We start from the raw sequence: 16765 nt of genomic DNA on the forward strand, positions 1-16765 counted from the left end.
GCCGTCAATGCGATGCCATGCTGACGCGGGCAAGCACCCGCCCGAGCCACGGCATGAAGCGGCCGACGAAGCGCAGCGCGTGCGCCTCGGTGCCGACGGCCACGACCGGCCGGTTGCGCAGCACGCCGTCGACCATCGCCTGCGCGACGGTTTCCGGCTTCAGGCCGCGCATCTGGTACAGCTTCGTCGCGCGTTTGCGCAGCCGCGCCTCGTCCTGTGCGCTGGCGCCCGCGTATTGCGTCGACGCCATGATTCCGGTTTCCGCGAAGCCGGGGCAGACGGCCGTCACGCCGATGCCTTTTTCCGCGAGTTCCGCGCGCATGCATTCGCTGAGCATCAGCACGGCGGCCTTCGTCGTCGCGTACGCGGGCAGGTCGCGCGACGGCCCGAACGCGGCGGCCGACGCGGTGTTGACGATGTGGCCGCCCGTGCCGCGCGCGGCCATCTGCTGCGCGAACAGCCGCGAGCCGTGGATCACGCCCCACAGGTTCACGTGCAGGATGCGCTCCCAGTGCCGCTCGCTGGTGTCGAGAATGCCGCCGGCCATGCCGATGCCCGCGTTGTTGATCACGACGTCGGCGCCGCCGAGTTCGCTGCCGACCCATGCTGCGAGCGCTTCCATCTCGTCGGCGGAGCCGACGTCCACGCGTTTTGCATGCGCCTGCGCGCCGGTGAGTCCGAGCAGCAGGGCGGTGCGCTCGGCGCTCGCGAGATCGATGTCGCACGCGACGACGGTCGCGCCTTCACGGGCAAATGCGAGTGCCGCGCAGCGGCCGATGCCGCTGCCCGCGCCGGTGACGACCGCGACCTTGCCGCTGAAGCGGCCGCTGGTCGCGCGGCGGCGTGCGTTCGCGAGCGCGGGCGGCTCGTCGCCCGATTCGACCGCGTCGATCAACTGTTCGGCGAGGTCCGCGAAGCGCGCGGGATCGGCGAGCGGCAGCCAGTGGCCGGCCGCGACTTCGCGGCGGTAGTACTGCGGCACCCAGCGCGACAGGTTCTCGGACAGCGCCGGGCTCACGTACTTGTCGCCGAGCGGCACGATCGTCTGCACCGGCGCGTGCGCGTAGCGCTCGCGCGGCGCGAACAGGCAGCGGATGAAGTTCGCGCGATAGAGGCGTACGCCGCGCGCGCCGTCGTCGGCCTGCGTCGCGCGCGGTGTGGCGGGGGTCTTTTCGACCCGGCGCAGCAGGCCCGGCCATGCGCGGCCGAGCCACAGCTGCCAGCCGAGCTCGGGGATGAACGGCAGATGGAACAGATACACGTACCACGAGCGCACGAGCTGCCCGCCGAGCCTGGCTAACGACGCGGGCGTCGGATGCAGCACGCGTTCGCGCAGCCAGAAGCCGACGTGGTCGAGGCACGGCCCCGAGCACGACGTGTACGACGCGATGCGGCCGGCGAGCCGCGGATCCGTGACGAACTCCCAGCCCTGGATCGAGCCCCAGTCGTGCGCGATCAGGTGCACCGCGCGGCCGGGGCAGAGCGCGTCGATCACCGCGATGAAGTCGTCGGTCAGCTTCGCGAGGTGGTAGTCGGCCGTGCGCTTGGGCGCGCCGGACAGGCCCGCGCCGCGCACGTCGTAGGCGATCACGTAGTGCTTGCGCGCGAGCAGCGGCGCGACCTGCTGCCAGACGCTGCTGTCGTCGGGGTAGCCGTGCACGAGCACGACCGGCGAGCGGGCCGGGTCGCCCCAAGTCCTGACCGCGAGCGTCAGGTCGCCGGAGGCGACGGCCGTCTCGCTGTGAACCGATTCGAACAGGGCCAGCGGCGCTTCATCGGAAAGAGGCTGCATCGTGAGTCCGTCGTTCAGGGATTCGGGAAGTGGGCGAGACGCGTGCGTGTCAGGCGACGGCCTGCATGCGTTCGGCCTGGCGGCGCTGCCGACGGCGCACGTGCGGCAGGTCGTCGTCGAGCCAGTACGCGTCGTCGTCGGTGATCACCAGCAGTTCCTCGAATTTCGCGCCGACGCCGGCGAAGCCGAGATGCGGCTCCACGGCCCACAGGCCCGGCACCGGCGCGTGTTCGGAGCGGCGGTCGATCGACCACAGCGGCGACCAGCCTTGCTGCTTCGCCGCGCGGCCCTGGTCGAGCAGCAGGTTGCGCGTCGCGTTCAGCCCGAAGCGCGCGACGAAGCGCGGTGTCGACAGCTTGTGGATCTTCGCGACGCGATGCGCGAGCACCTTGAACGGATACGCCTTGTGGCGCGGCTCGACGCCCTGGCGGCGGCACAGCGCGTCCACTGCCTGCGCGACCTCGGCCATCGGGCGGCGCTCCTTCACGAGCCGCACGATCATGTCGCGATGGTCCATCAGGTCGTCCTGCAACTGTTCAAGGATGGGGTTGTGGCCGAGGCAGTGCGCGTAGCCGACGTCGGCCACGATGCCGTCGAGCACCGGCGCGACGTCGAGGATCACGGGCATGTCGGTCTCGAGCTGGCGGTTGCTCGGGAAGAACGCGAGGTTGAAGCCGCCCATGTGCTTCAGGCCGGAGAAACCTTCGAACGCGGTGCGGTCGCCGAACCACGCGAACGGCTTGTGCAGCCAGTCGTGCACGCCGTTGTCGCGCAGCCATTCGGTCAGCAGGCGCGCGGCTTCCTTCTCGGTGATGCCGGGATAGAGCATCGCGCCGACGGTCTCGACGCAGCGATAGGCAAGCTGCTGGACCGCGCGGAATTGCGGCAGCTCGTCGAGATGGACTTCCGGCAGCGGATGGTCGGGCATGAGGCGTCTCCATGTGTCGGCCCGCGTTCGCGCTTCGGCGACGCGGGGCCTGTTCAAGGCTGGGGCGCTGATCCGGAATCCATTCGCCGGTGATCCAGGGCGAATTATTCAGCCAGCATTTAATGTGTCATTGATCGATGTAAAGATCATAGCCGGTTCGACGTGGCGCGGAGGTGAGGGCTTCTCCTAATGAAGGCCGAAATGGAGGGGAAGCTCTAGGTTTCCGGCGGTCGGGGCCGGATGGCTGTCGCCGCGCGCGTGTCCCGTGCGGGGGAGCCGGCCGGCGTGCGCCCCGCGCGGTGCCGACGCAGGCCCGGCATGTCGCACCGGATCAACTCCCCGTCGTGTCGTGGCGAGACGCTGTCAAATTGCCGAAATAATTTCGTCACATCATTCGCCCCCGATTCGAAGCCTTTCCGGCTTCGCGGGGCTATGACCCAAGCCGATTCGACAATTCCACGGAGAGAGACCATGCAACGCCGCAAGTTCATGAACACCCTTGCCGCGGCGGCCGCTGCGACGCCGCTGATGCTCAAGGCCGGCATGGCCGGCGCGAAGAGCGCAACCGCGCCGGACGCGCTCGACCCGGGCCGCTGGTCGCCGTTCAACGCCGCGCGCCTGCAGGCGGTGCTCGACCAGCATGGCGTCGCGAGCGCGCGCTACGACGGAAAGCGCCGCCCGTATGCGGTATTCGACTGGGACAACACGTGCATCATGAACGACTGCGAAGAGGCGTTGCTGATGTACCAGATCAACCATCTGCAATACAAACTGACACCGGACGAGTTCGTCGATGTGATGTGGAAGGACGTGCCGAAGGGCGCGTTCATGAAGGACTACACGACCGTCGACGGCAAGCCGGTGACGATGGAGGATCTCGCCGCCGACGTCGAATCCGACTACCGCTGGCTCCATGCGAACTACAAGGGCCTCGGCGGCGACAAGAGCCTCGACGAGATTCGCGAAACCGACCAGTTCAAGGATTTTCGCGCGAAGCTGTACTTCATGTACGACGCGATTTGCGACACGCATCCGCTCGAAGTCGGCTACAAGTGGATCATCTACTTCTACAAGAACATGACGACCGCCGAGCTGCAGGCGATGGCGGAAGCGTCGAACAACTACGGTATCGGCGACGCGCTGCGCAAGGTCCGTTACGAAAGCCCGAAGGCGCTGCCTGGCAAGGCCGGCGTGGTGGCCGACACGCATTTCCATGGCATCCGCATTCACGAGGAAATCCGCGCGGTGATGCATACGCTGCGTGCGAATGGCATCGACGTGTACGTGAGCACCGCGTCGCTCGACGATGTCGTGCGCGTATTCGCCGGCAATCCGAACTATGGCTACGGCGTGGCGCCCGAGAACGTGATCGGCCTGCGGCTCGACATGCAGGACGGCAAATACACGAGCACCTATCCGGCCGGCTGGCATTTCAACTGGGGGCCCGGCAAGACGGTGGGCATCCGCAACGTCCTCGCATCGAAGAAAGGCTACGGCCCGCTGCTGGTGTTCGGCGACAGCGACGGCGACGCATGGATGCTGCGCGACTTCAAGGACACCGCGGCCGGCGTGATCGTCAACCGGATGAAGAAGGGCGAGATCGGCGCGGACAGCAAGCTCGCGGCCGAACAGATCGGCAACCCGGACGCCCGCTTCCTGCTGCAGGGCCGCGACGAGCACACGGGCCTGATGATTCCGGACGAGAAGTCGATCAAGTACGGCAAGACCGACCGCAAGCTGCTGGCCTGACGCGGGCCGGGCGCCGGGCCGCCGCGGCCTGGCGGCCGTCGGCATCGGCTGCGGCTGAGGCTGAGGCTGAGGCTGAGGCTGAGGCTGAGGCTGAGGCTGAGGCTGCGGCGTCGTGCGGGCCGGCGCCCGCGCGACTCAATGCTCGCGCGGCGGGCCCAACCGGTCCAGCAGCGCCCCCAGCAGATCGATCGGCAGCGGAAACACGATCGTCGAGTTCTTGTCGGCCGCGATCGTCGTCAGCGTCTGCAGATAGCGCAGCTGCATCGCCTGCGGCTCCTGCGCGAGCCGCTGCGCGGCCTGCAGCAGTTTCTCCGACGCCTGCAGCTCGCCCTCCGCATGAATCACCTTCGCGCGCCGTTCGCGCTCGGCCTCGGCCTGCCGCGCGATCGCGCGCACCATCGTCTCGTTCAGGTCGACGTGCTTGATCTCGACCGTCGACACCTTGATCCCCCACGCATCCGTTTGCGCGTCGAGCGTCTTCTGGATGTCGGCATTCAGCTGCTCGCGCTCGGCCAGCAGCGCATCGAGCTCGTGCTTGCCCAGCACCGAGCGCAGTGTCGTCTGCGAGAGCTGGCTCGTCGCGTCGAAGAAGCGCGCGACCTGGATCACGGCCTTCTCCGGATCGACGACGCGGAAATACACGACCGCATTCACCTTCACCGACACGTTGTCGCGCGTGATCACGTCCTGCGGCGGCACGTCGAACACGACGGTGCGCAGGTCGATTCGCACGACCTGCTGGACGATCGGGATGATCAGCACGAGCCCCGGCCCCTTTACTTTCCAGAAGCGGCCGAGCATGAACACCACGCCGCGCTCGTACTCGCGAAAGATGCGGATCGACGATGCGACGAGCACCACGACGAAGACGATCAGGACGCTGCTGAAGCCAAACGTGTAGCCCATCATGACGGTGCTCCCTCGTGTTGTTGTTCGTGTGCCGGCACGTCGTAGAGCGGTGCGACCGTGAGCGTCAGCCCCTGGCGGCCGGTGACGCGCACGCGGCAGCCCGCGGCGAGCGGCACGCTGCTCGCGACGCGCCAGCGCTCGCCATGCACGCGCGCCCAGCCCGCGGCCGATGGTGCGGGGCCGGCCGCGCCGTGCGGCTGGTCGGCCTGCAAACCGTCGTCGAGCACTTCGCCGATGCTGCCGACCATTGCCTCGGCGCCCGTCACGACCGGCCGCCGCCGCGCGCGCAGCGCGACGCTCGACACGCCCGCGACGAGCAGCCCGCCGCCGAGCGCGAGGCTCCCGATCACGGGCCACGGAATACCGTAGCCGGGCACGTCGGTATCGATCAGCATCAATGCGCCGATCGTAAACGACACGATTCCGCCGAAACCGAGCACACCGAAGGTCGGCAGGAACGCCTCGGCGACGAGGCAGCCGAGCCCGAGCAGCACGAGCCCGAGGCCCGCATAGCTGATCGGCAGCAATTGCATCGCGAACAGCCCGATCAGCAGGCAGATGGTGCCGGCGACGCCCGGCAGCACGAACCCGGGATTCGCGAATTCGAAGAAGAGACCGTAGATGCCGATCGTCAGCAGGATCAGCGCGACGTTCGGATCGGCAATGATCGACAGGAAGCGGCTGCGCCAGTCGGGCGCGAGCACGACGAGCGGCGCATGCGCGGTCGCGACGTGCAGCGTGCCGGCCGTCGTCGTCACGGTGCGACCGTCGACTTGGCGCGCGAGGTCGGCCGGGTCCTGCGCGATCAGGTCGACGACATGCTGCGCGCGCGCCTCGGTCGCGGACAGGCTCAATGCCTCGCGCACCGCGCGCTCGGCCCATGCGGCATTGCGTCCGCGCAACTGCGCGAGGCCGCGGATGTACGCGGCGGCGTCCTGGGTCGCCTTGCGGATCTCGGTCGACTGCGTATCGTTCGGCGGCTCGGCCGGCGTCGCGGATGCACCGGCGGCACCCGATGCCCCGGCTGGCGGCGCTCGGGGCGCGCCTGGCGTCCCCGGCGCGCCACCGCCGATCCCGAACTGCACCGGCGACGCCGCGCCGAGATTGGTGCCGGGCGCCATCGCTGCGATGTGGCTCGCGTAGACGATATAGGTACCGGCGCTCGCGGCCCGTGCGCCACCCGGCGCGACGAACGCGGCGACCGGCACCGGCGAGCCGAGGATCGCCTTGATGATCTGCCGCATCGACGTGTCGAGCCCGCCGGGCGTATCGAGTTGCAGGATCGCGAGCGGCGCGTGCTCGCGCGCCGCGCGCTCGAGCGAGCGGACGATGAAGTCGGCGCTGGCCGGCCCGATCGCGCCGTTGACCGGAATCACGAACACCGGCGGCGCGGCCGCGGGTGCGGCGGCGGGGGGCGGGGCGGCAACCGCCGCGCACACGACGAGCAGCGCCGCGAACAGCGCGGCGCGCGCGACCCGCGCGGACAGCGGGTGACGGGGACGGCCGCCGGGCGATACAGGTGCCGGCGGCGGCCCATGACGGTGAATGCGCATCGGGGCGTCCGGGTGGCGCGCAGCCGCACGCCGTCCGGCTCGCGTAAAGGGCGTTGGCCCGATGATTGAAGATTAGGCGGTTTCGGCGGAAAGCGCGAAGGTGGGGCGGCGCGCCGCTGATTCAGCCGGCGCCGCCGCCGCGCGCGAGCGCTTCTTGCCGGTATTCGGCCGGGCTGCGCCCGCTCCATTTGCGAAACGCGCGGTAGAACGCGCTCGGTTCCGCGAAACCGGTGGCTGCCGCGACGTCGGCGATGGTCCGCGACGGATCGGCCAGCGCCTCGAACGCGAGGTCGCGCCGCAGCGTGTCCTTGATCGACTGGTACGCGTGGCCTTCCTGGTGCAGCTTGCGGCGCAGCGTCGCCTCGGCCACGTGCAGCCGCGCGGCCATCCCGTCGGCGCCGGGCCACGCGGCGGGCGGCATGCCGCGCAGCACCGTGCGCACGCGTTGCGCGAGCGCGTTCGGGTTGCGGTACTTGACGATGAAGCTGGCCGGCGCGTTGCGCAGGAACGTTTTCAGCGTCCTGGCGTTCTGCACCACCGGCAGCGTTGCGAATTCGGGATCGAAATCGACATACGAATCGGGCTGGTTGAACCGCATGTCGTCGCACAGCATCGACGGGTATTCGTGGTCGGCCGGCGGCGTGTCGCAACGGAAGCTCGCGTGGAGCAGCGGGATGCGTCGCCCGATCAACCAGCAGGTGAGCCCGTACACGATGATGAAATAGGTCGCGTACGTGAACATCGCGGGCGTCGCGGTGCTGTTGCGGTGCACAAAGCGCAGCCGCACGCGCTGCGGGTTGGCGTCGAGCTCCGCGTGCAGGTCGTCGAGCACGCAGTGCATGAAATTCACCGCGCGCGCCATCGCGTGCAGCCCGTCCTTCGCGGACAGCGCCGCCTGGCTCATCGCGATGAAGCTGCCGCTGCGCATCGGGTGGCGATCCTGCCCGAAAAACTCGTCGTCGAGCGCGCGCGCGATGGCGTTCCACAGCGCCCCGTATTGCTGCGCGGACACCCGCGCACGCGGCTGCGCGAGCAGCGCGGGCGCGATGCCGGCTTGCGCGAGCAGCGGCTCGGCCGCGACGCCGCGCCGGGTGGCGAGCGCGACGCTGTAGGCGACGAGGCTGATCGCGACGGTTCCCTTGTCTTCCTGCTTCATCGAAGCCGCCGGTATGGCAAAAACGCTCAGTGTAAATGAGCGGCGCGAGCATCGAACAGTCGCGCGCGCTTGCCTACACTTGTTGCATCGAAACGAAAGGTCGGTCGCGGCACGCGGCCGCAGGAGACAGCAGCGCCATGGACGAGCTTTACACCGAAGACCAGCGGATGATCCGCGACGCCGCGCGTGCTTTTGCCACCGAGGCGCTGGCACCGAACGCCGCGCAGTGGGACCACGACGCGCACCTGCCCGACGCCGTCGTCGCGCAGCTCGGCGAACTCGGCCTGCTCGGGATGATCGTGCCGCAGGAGCTGGGCGGCGCGTATACGGATTACGTCGCCTACGCGCTGGCGATTGAGGAAATCGCCGCCGGCGATGCCGCGTGCGCGACGCTGATGAGCGTGCACAACTCGGTCGGCTGCGGGCCGATCCTCGGTTTCGGTACGCCCGCGCAGAAGGATCGCTGGCTGGCCGAGATGGCGGCGGGCCGCATCATCGGTGCGTTCTGCCTGACCGAGCCGCAGGCCGGCTCCGAGGCGAACAACCTGCGTACGCGGGCCGAACTGCGCGACGGCAAGTGGGTGCTGAACGGCGCGAAGCAGTTCGTGACCAACGGCCAGCGCGCCGGGGTCGCGATCGTTTTTGCCAAGACCGACCCGGAAGCCGGCAAGCGCGGCATTTCCGCATTCCTGGTGCCGACCGACACGCCGGGCTTCATCGTCGGCAAGCCGGAAAAGAAGATGGGCATCCGCGCATCCGACACATGCCCGATCACGTTCGAGAACTGCGCGATTCCGGAAGAAAACCTGCTCGGCAATCGCGGCGAAGGGCTGAAGATCGCCCTGTCGAACCTGGAAGGCGGGCGCATCGGCATTGCCGCGCAGGCGCTCGGCATCGCGCGCGCCGCGTTCGACAAGGCGCGCCGCTATGCGCGCGAGCGCGTGCAGTTCGGCAAGCCGATCGCCGAGCATCAGGCGATCCAGCAGAAGCTGGCCGACATGGCCACGCAGATCAACGCGGCGCGCCTGCTCGTGCATCACGCGGCAAAGCTGCGCACGGCGGGGCTGCCGTGCCTGTCCGAAGCATCGCAGGCGAAGCTGTTCGCGTCCGAGATGGCCGAGCGCGTGTGTTCGGACGCGATCCAGATCCACGGCGGTTACGGCTACCTCGTCGATTACGAAGTCGAGCGTCACTATCGCGACGCGCGCATCACGCAGATCTACGAGGGCACCAGCGAAGTGCAGCGTATGGTGATCGCGCGAGAGCTTTGAGTCCTGAATCGCGACGCGCGCTCCACCGACAACCACGCGAAGAACCAGACAGGCAGGCAAACAGGCAGGGCACGAAGGCAGCGCGGCAAACGCGGCACGCAACGACGTGACCGTGCGCCGCGCGACACGGAACCGGGCATGCGCTGCAGCACATGCACTGGACCGACCGCACGAGGCATGGGATGAGAGCAAGCGTTGATGCGCCGACTCTCGTCGACAGGAGACAGGAGACGACACGATGACGGTACAGGCATTCCTGGACGCACGCGACTTTCTGCTGCGCCATCGCACCGACTACGAAACCGCGTACCGCGATTTCGAATGGCCGGTGCTCGATGCGTTCAACTGGGCGCTCGACTACTTCGACCCGATGGCGCGCGGCAACGACAAGCCCGCGCTGTGGATCGTCGACGCGGCAACCGGCACGGGCGACCCGTATTCGTTCGCGCAGATGTCCGAGCGCTCGTCGCGGGTCGCGAACTGGCTGCGCGGCATCGGCGTCGTGCGCGGCGACCGGATCCTGCTGATGCTGCCGAACCGTGTCGAGTTGTGGGACGCGATGCTCGCCGCGATGAAGCTCGGCGCGATCGTGTTGCCCGCGACCACGCAGCTGTCGGCCGACGACGTGCGCGATCGCGTGCAGATCGGCGGCGCGAAATACGCGATCGTCGACGAGAACGAAACCGCGAAATTCGAACAGGCCGATCTCGGCCTCAAGCAGAAGATCGTCGCCGGCGCGCCGCGCGCGGGCTGGCTCGCGATGAACGACGGCTACGCGGCGAGTGCCGCGTTCGAGCCCGACGCCATCACGCACGCGAACGATCCGATGCTGCTGTACTTCACGTCGGGCACGACCTCGAAGCCGAAGCTCGTCGAGCATACGCACCGCACCTATCCGGTCGGGCACCTGTCGACGATGTACTGGGTTGGCCTGCAGCCGGGCGACATTCACTGGAACATCAGCTCGCCGGGCTGGGCGAAGCACGCGTGGAGCTGCTTCTTCGCGCCATGGAATGCGCAGGCGTGCGTGTTCGCGTTCAACTATGCGCGCTTCGAGCCGAAGGTCGTGCTCGACGCGCTCGTCAAATACCAGGTGACCACGCTGTGCGCGCCGCCGACGGTGTGGCGCATGCTCGTGCAGCAGCCGCTCGCGTCGTTCGACGTGAAGCTGCGCGAGATCGTCGGCGCCGGCGAGCCGCTGAATCCCGAGATCATCGAGCGCGTGAAGAAGGCATGGGGCATCACGATTCGCGACGGCTACGGCCAGACCGAGACGACCTGCCTGATCGGCAACACACCGGGCCAGCCCGTCGTCGCCGGTTCGATGGGGCGCCCGCTGCCCGGCTACCGGATCGCGCTGCTCGACCCGGACGGCGCGCCCGTCAGCGAAGGCGAGGTCGCGCTGCCGATCGGCGCGGGCGTGACGCGCCCGGTCGGCCTGATGAACGGCTATGCGAACAATCCGGACGCGACGGCCTACGCGATGCGTGACGGCCATTACCGCACGTCGGACATTGCGATGCGCGGCGACGACGGCTACTACGTGTACATCGGCCGGGCGGACGACGTGTTCAAGTCGTCCGACTACCGGCTGAGCCCGTTCGAACTCGAAAGCGTGCTGATCGAGCATCCGGCGATCGCGGAAGCGGCCGTCGTGCCGAGCCCGGACCCGGTGCGGCTGTCGGTGCCGAAGACCTTCATCACGCTGCGCCAGGGATACGAGGAAAGTCCCGCGCTCGCGCTGGAGATCTTCCGCTTCTCGCGCGAGAAGCTCGCGCCGTACAAGCGCATCCGGCGCCTGCAGTTCGCGGAGCTGCCGAAGACCATCTCGGGGAAGATCCGCCGCGTCGAGCTGCGCCGCCGCGAGATCGAGCGCGGCGACGATGCAACCACGCGGATGCCCGGCGAATACTGGGAAGAAGATTTCGCCGCCGAACTGAAATGACCTGCCGTGGGCCGCGTGCCGCATGTCGCGGCCGTCGCCCGCGGCACCGATTGAACCGGCCGCGCGTTGCATGACGCGACACGGCCCACTGCAAGGAGAGTGCATCGATGAACGCGAATCCGACGCCCCGCACGGGGCAAGACGTGCCGACGGTCAAGCTGCTGATCGACGGCGCCTTCGTCGAGTCCACCACGAGCGAGTGGCGCGACATCGTCAACCCGGCGACGCAGCAGGTCCTCGCGCGCGTGCCGTTCGCGACCGTCGCGGAAGTCGACGCGGCGGTGCAGGCCGCGCACGCCGCGTATGCGACCTGGAAGAACACGCCGATTTCCGCGCGCATGCGCATCATGCTGAAGTTCCAGGATCTGGTGCGCGCGAACCTGCAGCGCATCGCGAAAACGCTGACGGCCGAGCAGGGCAAGACGCTGCCCGACGCCGAAGGCGACATCTTCCGCGGCCTCGAAGTGGTCGAGCACGCGTGCTCGGTCGGCACGCTGCAGCTCGGCGAATTCGCGGAGAACGTCGCGGGCGGTGTCGACACCTACACGCTGCGCCAGCCGCTCGGCGTGTGCGCGGGCATCACGCCGTTCAACTTCCCCGCGATGATTCCGCTGTGGATGTTCCCGATGGCGATCGTATGCGGCAACACGTTCGTGCTGAAGCCGTCGGAGCAGGATCCGATGTCGACGATGGCGCTCGTCGAACTGGCGATCGAGGCCGGCGTGCCGAAGGGCGTGCTGAACGTCGTGCACGGCGGCAAGGAAGTGGTCGACGCGATCTGCACGCATCCGCTCGTGAAGGCGATCTCGTTCGTCGGCTCGACCGCCGTCGGCACGCACGTGTACAACCTCGGCAGCCAGCACGGCAAGCGCGTGCAGTCGATGATGGGCGCGAAGAACCACGCGATCCTGCTGCCCGACGCGAACCGCGAGCAGGCGATCAACGCGCTGGTCGGCGCCGGCTTCGGCGCGGCTGGCCAGCGCTGCATGGCGACCTCCGTCGCGGTGCTGGTCGGCAGCGCGCGCGAGTGGCTGCCGGACATCGTCGCGAAGGCGAAGCAACTGAAGGTCAACGCGGGCTCGGAAGCGGGCACCGACGTCGGGCCGGTGGTGTCGCGCGGCGCGAAGGCGCGCATCCTGTCGCTGATCGACACGGGCATCAAGGAAGGCGCGAAGCTCGAACTCGACGGCCGCGACGTGAAGGTCGCCGGCTTCGAGGAAGGCAACTTCATCGGGCCGACGATCTTCTCCGGCGTGAAGACCGACATGACGATCTACACGCATGAAATCTTCGGGCCGGTGCTGGTCGTGATGGAAGTCGACACGCTCGACGAAGCGATCGCGCTCGTCAATGCGAACCCGATGGGTAACGGCGTGGGCATCTTCACGCAGAGCGGCGCGGCCGCGCGCAAGTTCCAGAGCGAGATCGACGTCGGCCAGGTCGGCATCAACATCCCGATTCCGGTGCCCGTGCCGTTCTTCAGCTTCACGGGCTCGCGCGGCTCGAAGCTCGGCGATCTCGGCCCGTACGGCAAGCAGGTCGTGCAGTTCTATACGCAGACGAAGACGGTCACCGCGCGCTGGTTCGACGACGACACGACGGCCGGCCCGGTAAACACGACGATCCGGCTGCATTGAGCCGGGGAGGACACGAACATGAAGATCGGATTTATCGGATTGGGCCACATGGGTGGGCCGATGGCGCTGAACCTCCTGAAGGCTGGCCATGAAGTGCACGCGTTCGACCTGAGCGCCGACGCATTGCGCGCGCTGCAGGACGCCGGCGCGCAGGTGGCCGGGTCGCCGCGCGAAGCCGCATCGGGCGCGACCTTCGTCATCACGATGCTGCCGGCCGCGCCGCACGTGCGCTCGGTGCTCGCCGGCGAGAACGGCGTGCTGGCCGGCCTCGGCGCCGGCGCGACCGTGATCGATTCGAGCACGATCGATCCGGCGAGCGCGCAGGCGTTCGGCGCGCTCGTGCGCGAGCGCGGCGGCGCGTTCGTCGATGCACCCGTGTCGGGCGGCACCGGCGGCGCGGCGGCAGGCACCTTGACCTTCATGGTCGGCGGCAGCGACGCCGATTTCGAGCGCGTGAAGCCCGTGCTCGCCGGCATGGGCAAGAACATCGTCCATTGCGGCGCGACGGGGATGGGGCAGGTCGCGAAGGTATGCAACAACCTCGTGCTCGGCATCTCGATGGCGGCCGTGTCGGAGGCGATGTCGCTCGGCGTCGCGCTCGGCATCGACCCGAAGGTGCTGGCCGGGATCGTCAATACGTCGACGGGCCGTTGCTGGAGCTCGGACACCTACAACCCGTATCCGGGCGTGATCGACACCGCGCCGTCGTCGCGCGGCTACAGCGGCGGCTTCGGCACCGACCTGATGCTGAAGGATCTCGGCCTCGCGAACGACGCCGCGAAGCAGGCGCGCCAGCCCGTCTATCTCGGCGCGCTCGCGCAGCAGCTGTACCAGACGATGAGCAGCCGCGGCGACGGGCACCTCGATTTCTCGGCGGTGATCCGCCTGTACCAACCGGCCACGAAGAAGGACGCCTCATGATCGAACTGGACTACGTCGACGACGGCGCGATCGCGTGCGCGACGCTCAAGCGTCCGCCCGCGAACGCATTTACCGCCGACGGGCTGCGGCAACTGCAGGAAACCGTCGCCGAACTGAACGCGAACCCGCGCGTGCGCGCGCTGGTGATCACCGGCGACGGCCCGAAGTTCTTCAGCGCGGGCGCCGACCTGAACACGTTCGCCGACGGCGACCGCGCGGTCGCGCGCGCGATGGCCGCGCGCTTTGGCGCGGCGTTCGAGGCGCTGCATGACGCGCGTGTCGTGACGATCGCGGCGATCAACGGCTATGCGATGGGCGGCGGCCTCGAATGCGCACTCGCGTGCGACCTGCGGATCGCGGAGACGCACGCGCAGATGGCGCTGCCCGAACCGTCGGTCGGCCTGCTGCCGTGCGGGCTCGGCACGCAGACACTGCCCTGGCTCGTCGGCGAGGGCTGGGCGAAGAAGATCATCCTGGCCGGCACGCGCGTCGACGCGGCAACGGCGCTCAGGATCGGCCTCGTCGAGGACGTGGTCGAAAGCGGCGCGGCACGCGATGCGGCGCTGGCGCTCGCGCGCAACGTCGCACGGCAGAGCCCGCACGCGATTGCATACAGCAAGGAACTGATCGGCCTCGCGCGCCGCGGCGTGCCGCGCAGCGCGGCGCTCGCGGTCGAGCGCGAACGCTTCGTCGACCTGTTCGACACGAACGATCCGCGCGAAGGCGTGGCCGCGTTTCTCGGCAAGCGCGCGCCGCAATGGCAACCCGATGGAGAGCCGCAACGATGAGCACGCCGGTCAAGACTCATGACAGCTTCGCGCAACCCGCGCCGGAGGTGCTGTTCCGCGTGGTGAACCGCGTGGCGCTCATTACGCTGAACCGGCCGGCCGCGCTCAATGCGTTGTCCTATTCGATGATCGGCGAGCTGGCCGCGCACCTCGAACGCTGCCGCACCGATGACCAGATCGTCGCGGTCGTGCTGCGCGGCGCGGGCGAGAAGGGCTTCTGCGCGGGCGGCGACGTGCGCGCGCTGCACCGGATGGTCGCGCAGCGCGAGACGTGGCTGCCGTTCTTCGTCGACGAATACCGGCTCGACTACGCGATCCATGCGTTCCCGAAGCCGGTCGTCGCGCTGATGGACGGCGTGACGATGGGCGGCGGAATGGGGCTTGCGCAAGGGGCGGCGCTGCGCGTCGCGACCGAGCGCAGCAAGATCGCGATGCCGGAGACGCGCATCGGCCTCGTGCCGGACGTCGGCGCGACGCATTTCCTGTCGCGCATGCCGGTCGAACTCGAGCTGTACGTGGGGTTGACGGGCGCGATGCTGTCGGGTGCCGATGCGCTGACCGCGAAGCTCGCCGATCTGTGCGTGCCGTCGTCGTGGCTCGATACGTTCGAGACGCGCATCGAAAGCGTCAAATGGGACGGCGACGTGCTGCCGGCGCTGCGCAAGGTGTTCGAGCCGCCGTGCAACGTCGTGCCGCATTCGGCGCTCGACAGCCAGATGGCGTGGATCGTTCGTCACTTCGACAAGCGCTCGACCGTCGAGCGGATCGTCGCGACGCTGAAGCAGGAGCTTGAACGCGACGAGCTGGCGCGCGAGCATCGCCAATGGCTGCAGGCGACGCTCGACGCACTCACCGGCCATTCGCCGACGATGCTGTGCGTGACGCGCGAAGCGCTGCTGCGCGGCCGTCAGATGACGCTCGCCGAATCGTTCCGGATGGAGCTCGGCATCGTGGCGCGCGCGATCGAGGAGGGCGACTTCTGCGAAGGCGTGCGCGCGCACCTCGTCGACAAGGATCGCAAGCCGCGCTGGGCGCCGGCGTCGCTCGTCGAACTGCGCGCCGAACGCGTGCGGCATTTCCTGACGTCGCCGTGGAAACTGTTCGCGCATCCGCTCGCCGATCTTGGCGCGGCGTGAGGTGACGCGATGCACCGACGCGCCTGTGCGGCGCGTCGGTTTCAACCCATTTCCTTTCTGCGCTTCTGCGCTCAGCGCTCGATCATCGGCGGCACCGCCTGCACGAGCGCGTCGATCACACAGCGCGTCTTGCGCGGCAGGTAGCGCGTTTTCGGCCAGATCGCGTGGATGTCGCCTTCGCAGACGAAGCAGCGGTCGAGCACGACGACCATTTCGCCGCGCTTCACGTAATGATCGAGCAGCCAGCTCGGCAGCCATGCGATTCCGAACCCCGAGGCGCCTGCCGCCGCGATTGCCTGCACGTCGTCGAAACTGAGCTGATGCGGCATGTCGATGCGCACCGTCGAGCCGTCCGGCGCGCGCAGGTCCCACGGCTGCGCGACGCCCGAGCGTGAATACGCGATCGTCCGGTGGTTCCTGAGGTCGTCGAGCGATTGCGGCATTCCGTAGCGCGCGAGATACGACGGCGCCGCGCCGAGGCTTCCGTATTGCGTGCCGAGCCGCCGCACCGCGAGGCTTGTGCTGTCCGCGAGCGGGCCGATTCGTACCGCGAGGTCGATCCCTTCCTCGACCAGATCGACGAAACGGTCGGTGATCGACACGTCGATCCGCAGGTGCGGATAGGTGCGCGCGAGATCGAGCACGATCGGCGTCACGCAGTGATGCCCGAATGCGAGCGGCACGCTCAGCCGCAGCTTGCCGCGCGCTTCGTTGCGGCCGCAATCGAGATCGGCTTCGGCCGCTTCCAGCTCCGCGAGCGCGCGCACGCAGCGGTCGTAGTACGCCTGGCCGTCGTCGGTCAGGCTCTGGCTGCGGGTCGTGCGCTGCAGCAGCCGCGCGCCGAGCCGCTTCTCGAGCCGCGCGATCGCCTTGCCGACCGCCGAGCGCGTCATGTCGAGCCGTTCCGCGGCGAGCGCGAAGCTGCCGGATTCCACGACCTGGACGAAGGTCGTTACGCCGTCGAGTCTGTCGGTCATGGC

The 16765-nt window shown here is 68.6% G+C and carries 13 protein-coding genes; 7 read left to right on the forward strand and 6 right to left on the reverse strand.

The genetic code is table 11. The features are described 5' to 3' along the window. Window positions 1-4: 4 nt before the first annotated feature. Both ACT2FV_RS01190 and ACT2FV_RS01195 read right to left on the reverse strand, forming a co-directional pair. Window positions 5-1792: an SDR family oxidoreductase gene (locus tag ACT2FV_RS01190; protein ID WP_444503006.1), complete on the reverse strand. Its 1788-nt coding sequence runs from the start codon at window positions 1790-1792 to the stop codon at window positions 5-7. A 49-nt stretch (window positions 1793-1841) separates the two neighbouring features. Further along, window positions 1842-2720 (reverse strand): M24 family metallopeptidase, encoded by an 879-nt coding sequence (locus ACT2FV_RS01195; RefSeq protein WP_124622029.1) that lies wholly within the window; start codon window positions 2718-2720, stop codon window positions 1842-1844. Between the two features lie 471 nt (window positions 2721-3191). Here ACT2FV_RS01195 and ACT2FV_RS01200 point away from each other — a divergent pair, with 471 nt between their 5' ends. Beyond that, window positions 3192-4469, forward strand: coding sequence for a haloacid dehalogenase-like hydrolase (locus ACT2FV_RS01200; protein WP_174906505.1), 1278 nt, complete (start codon window positions 3192-3194; stop codon window positions 4467-4469). A 135-nt stretch (window positions 4470-4604) separates the two neighbouring features. Here ACT2FV_RS01200 and ACT2FV_RS01205 read toward each other — a convergent pair whose 3' ends face one another. The 3 genes from ACT2FV_RS01205 to ACT2FV_RS01215 all read right to left on the reverse strand — a co-directional run bounded on the left by ACT2FV_RS01205 (window position 4605) and on the right by ACT2FV_RS01215 (window position 8087). Next, window positions 4605-5378, reverse strand: a complete 774-nt coding sequence (locus ACT2FV_RS01205; RefSeq protein ID WP_124622025.1) for a slipin family protein — start codon at window positions 5376-5378, stop codon at window positions 4605-4607. Further along, the gene (locus tag ACT2FV_RS01210; RefSeq protein WP_444503007.1) at window positions 5375-6931 is read right to left on the reverse strand and encodes an NfeD family protein; all 1557 of its coding nucleotides are present in this window, start codon (window positions 6929-6931) and stop codon (window positions 5375-5377) included. Before ACT2FV_RS01210 ends, ACT2FV_RS01205 begins: the two co-directional genes overlap by 4 nt. A gap of 121 nt (window positions 6932-7052) precedes the next feature. Then, a complete protein-coding gene (locus ACT2FV_RS01215) occupies window positions 7053-8087 on the reverse strand; it encodes an AraC family transcriptional regulator (RefSeq protein ID WP_444503008.1) in 1035 nt (344 codons plus the stop codon). A 137-nt stretch (window positions 8088-8224) separates the two neighbouring features. On the opposite strand from ACT2FV_RS01215, the gene ACT2FV_RS01220 reads away from it, so the two are divergent. From ACT2FV_RS01220 to ACT2FV_RS01245, 6 genes are all read left to right on the forward strand, one after another. Further along, window positions 8225-9358, forward strand: a complete 1134-nt coding sequence (locus ACT2FV_RS01220; RefSeq protein WP_444503009.1) for an acyl-CoA dehydrogenase family protein — start codon at window positions 8225-8227, stop codon at window positions 9356-9358. Window positions 9359-9596: 238 nt separating this feature from the next. Next, window positions 9597-11303, forward strand: a complete 1707-nt coding sequence (locus ACT2FV_RS01225; RefSeq protein ID WP_059600176.1) for an AMP-binding protein — start codon at window positions 9597-9599, stop codon at window positions 11301-11303. Between the two features lie 107 nt (window positions 11304-11410). Next, complete coding sequence (locus tag ACT2FV_RS01230; RefSeq protein WP_444503010.1) at window positions 11411-12940, forward strand: CoA-acylating methylmalonate-semialdehyde dehydrogenase; 1530 nt, start codon at window positions 11411-11413, stop codon at window positions 12938-12940. A gap of 18 nt (window positions 12941-12958) precedes the next feature. Beyond that, the gene (gene mmsB, locus ACT2FV_RS01235; protein ID WP_444503011.1) at window positions 12959-13861 is read left to right on the forward strand and encodes a 3-hydroxyisobutyrate dehydrogenase; all 903 of its coding nucleotides are present in this window, start codon (window positions 12959-12961) and stop codon (window positions 13859-13861) included. Further along, window positions 13858-14649: an enoyl-CoA hydratase gene (locus ACT2FV_RS01240; protein ID WP_301844194.1), complete on the forward strand. Its 792-nt coding sequence runs from the start codon at window positions 13858-13860 to the stop codon at window positions 14647-14649. The genes mmsB and ACT2FV_RS01240 overlap by 4 nt, the downstream gene beginning before the upstream one ends. After that, window positions 14646-15785 (forward strand): enoyl-CoA hydratase/isomerase family protein, encoded by a 1140-nt coding sequence (locus tag ACT2FV_RS01245; RefSeq protein ID WP_124622013.1) that lies wholly within the window; start codon window positions 14646-14648, stop codon window positions 15783-15785. The genes ACT2FV_RS01240 and ACT2FV_RS01245 overlap by 4 nt, the downstream gene beginning before the upstream one ends. 71 nt (window positions 15786-15856) lie before the next feature. On the opposite strand, the gene ACT2FV_RS01250 is transcribed toward ACT2FV_RS01245, so the two are convergent. Further along, on the reverse strand, window positions 15857-16762 hold the full coding sequence (locus ACT2FV_RS01250; protein WP_444503012.1) for a LysR family transcriptional regulator: 906 nt from the start codon (window positions 16760-16762) through the stop codon (window positions 15857-15859). Between the last annotated feature and the right edge of the window lie 3 nt (window positions 16763-16765).

This window comes from Burkholderia sp. PR2 (assembly GCF_052372875.1).
In the GTDB taxonomy this organism is placed as follows: Bacteria; Pseudomonadota; Gammaproteobacteria; order Burkholderiales; family Burkholderiaceae; genus Burkholderia; species Burkholderia diffusa.

Coding starts and splice junctions, on each gene's coding strand:
- ACT2FV_RS01225 (WP_059600176.1), top strand. CDS start 9,597: ATGACGGTACAGGCATTCCTGGACGCACGCGACTTTCTGCTGCGCCAT.
- ACT2FV_RS01215 (WP_444503008.1), bottom strand. CDS start 8,087: ATGAAGCAGGAAGACAAGGGAACCGTCGCGATCAGCCTCGTCGCCTAC.
- mmsB (WP_444503011.1), top strand. CDS start 12,959: ATGAAGATCGGATTTATCGGATTGGGCCACATGGGTGGGCCGATGGCG.
- ACT2FV_RS01190 (WP_444503006.1), bottom strand. CDS start 1,792: ATGCAGCCTCTTTCCGATGAAGCGCCGCTGGCCCTGTTCGAATCGGTT.
- ACT2FV_RS01205 (WP_124622025.1), bottom strand. CDS start 5,378: ATGATGGGCTACACGTTTGGCTTCAGCAGCGTCCTGATCGTCTTCGTC.
- ACT2FV_RS01210 (WP_444503007.1), bottom strand. CDS start 6,931: ATGCGCATTCACCGTCATGGGCCGCCGCCGGCACCTGTATCGCCCGGC.
- ACT2FV_RS01195 (WP_124622029.1), bottom strand. CDS start 2,720: ATGCCCGACCATCCGCTGCCGGAAGTCCATCTCGACGAGCTGCCGCAA.
- ACT2FV_RS01220 (WP_444503009.1), top strand. CDS start 8,225: ATGGACGAGCTTTACACCGAAGACCAGCGGATGATCCGCGACGCCGCG.
- ACT2FV_RS01250 (WP_444503012.1), bottom strand. CDS start 16,762: ATGACCGACAGACTCGACGGCGTAACGACCTTCGTCCAGGTCGTGGAA.
- ACT2FV_RS01230 (WP_444503010.1), top strand. CDS start 11,411: ATGAACGCGAATCCGACGCCCCGCACGGGGCAAGACGTGCCGACGGTC.
- ACT2FV_RS01245 (WP_124622013.1), top strand. CDS start 14,646: ATGAGCACGCCGGTCAAGACTCATGACAGCTTCGCGCAACCCGCGCCG.
- ACT2FV_RS01240 (WP_301844194.1), top strand. CDS start 13,858: ATGATCGAACTGGACTACGTCGACGACGGCGCGATCGCGTGCGCGACG.
- ACT2FV_RS01200 (WP_174906505.1), top strand. CDS start 3,192: ATGCAACGCCGCAAGTTCATGAACACCCTTGCCGCGGCGGCCGCTGCG.